The sequence below is a fragment of the Rhodococcus sp. (in: high G+C Gram-positive bacteria) genome (assembly GCF_049286785.1).
Lineage (GTDB): Bacteria > Actinomycetota > Actinomycetes > Mycobacteriales > Mycobacteriaceae > Rhodococcus_F.
This window is the reverse complement of the sequence record NZ_JBAQEO010000492.1, coordinates 1-1,548: the sequence shown is the minus strand read 5'-3', so window position 1 is coordinate 1,548 and position 1,548 is coordinate 1. Positions and strand designations below refer to the sequence as shown.

The following is a 1,548-nucleotide window of genomic DNA, read 5'->3' as shown; positions in this document are numbered from 1 at the left end:
CCTCCATCACCGACCTCAGTTCGTCAGCAACTCCGCCATTTCCCGATCCGGAGTACTGAAACAAGTGATTCGCCATAAGAAATCTGACGACCGTGGGATACTGCCCGACGAGCGTGACGTAGCTCTGGACGGACGAGCGAACCATGTCGTCAACCGAAAGATAATCTTGGTCGGCGAGAATAGTGACTTTCGCCGAATCCCACATCAACGCACCGAGTTTCGCCGCCACCGCCGCGTTCAAGCCCGCTTTGTCGCCAAAGTAGCGATACAGCTTTGGTTTAGATACACGGGCCTCCGCAGCGATGTCGTCCATGCTGACGCCTGCACCATACCGTTCGATGATCCGTATGGTCGCGTCGACCAGCTGCGCGCGTACCTCGACTCTATGCTCATCCCAGCGGGTGCTACGGGCATCGGTCACTCGACGCTGCACCTGAGATGGAGTAAATGAAACGCGGCGGACGAATGACATTATGGGGTTAACAATACCCTGAAGGGTCCTCTCAAGCGAGTCGGGCTGGAGAGCCGTTCGCTGAAACCTCTCGGTTCGCTCGCAGCGGTTCGGCACCCTCCCTCAAGCAGCCGATCGTCCGCCGGATCGCACCGTGTCGATCACATACACCGGCGGCACGACCGGAAAGCCGAAGGGAGCCATCGGAGGCTTCGGCAATGTTCACGATGACGCAGATTCAACTCTCCGGAGTGAGAATGGCCGGGTACCCCAAATTCTCGTTGTGCACCCCGCTGTCGCATGCTGGGGCCGCGTTCTTCGTGCCGACCCTGACGAAAGGCGGCCCGATGATGGTGCTGCCGAAGTTTATCCGCCGAGGTGCTGCGCACCATCGACGCAAAAAAGATCACCGTGGCGATGCCATCGATGCTGTACGCCTCGATGGACCCCTCCCAACTCGGACACGCGCGGCCTGTCGACGATCGTGGCCGTCTCACGAGCTCATGTGTGTCCGGTCGACGGTTCAAAAGCCATCGCCTACCGTGACTGCGTCCAATCGGGCCGCTGCTTCGTTGAAATAGTTTGGTGCCTCCATGTTGATCATGTGACCGATCTGTGGCAACGCCACGAACTCATGCAACCGGCGGCGCTGCTGCAGTCGGTCGGCGAGATCAATGGAATGAACCGCGGGTGTCAACTTGTCGGCCGAGCCCACGATCACTGTCGTCGGAACCGTAAGTGAGTCGATTCCTTTGCTTACATCGATGGTGGCCAGGACCCTGCCCCACATTCCCCGAACCGCAGGGGGGCACCGCAGTACTATGTCGGAACACTCAGCCACAACGTCTGCTGGCGCGTGTGGACCCATCGTCCCGTATTTCACCAACCGTCGGTTGAAGCGAGTGTCAAGCATCTCCGGTCCCGCGGTGGCGAGCCCGGCTGCGAAGGCCCGCTCCAGTGAGGCGCGGAATCGACGTGGCGACCCAATTAGCGTCGATCTACTCACCAACTGCGAGGGGCCGGTACTCGCCAAGACGGCACCGCGGGATAAGACGGGCACCGACTCCGGGTGCTCGGCAGCCCAACCCATGATGGAC

Annotated in this window: 2 protein-coding genes and 1 pseudogene; 1 reads left to right on the top strand and 2 read right to left on the bottom strand. The window is 60.3% G+C overall.

The genetic code is table 11. The features are described from left to right. On the bottom strand, nt 1-472 hold a 472-nt coding region (locus WAW17_RS17570; RefSeq protein WP_422334216.1), incomplete at its 3' end, for a TetR/AcrR family transcriptional regulator. 106 nt (nt 473-578) lie between these two features. Here WAW17_RS17570 and WAW17_RS17565 point away from each other — a divergent pair. After that, nucleotides 579-944: pseudogene (locus WAW17_RS17565) on the top strand (AMP-binding protein); the annotation flags it as partial. Nucleotides 945-974: 30 nt separating this feature from the next. On the opposite strand, the gene WAW17_RS17560 reads toward WAW17_RS17565, so the two are convergent. After that, nucleotides 975-1,548, bottom strand: a 574-nt coding sequence (locus WAW17_RS17560) for an alpha/beta fold hydrolase (RefSeq protein WP_422334215.1), incomplete at its 5' end; no start/stop codon positions are given.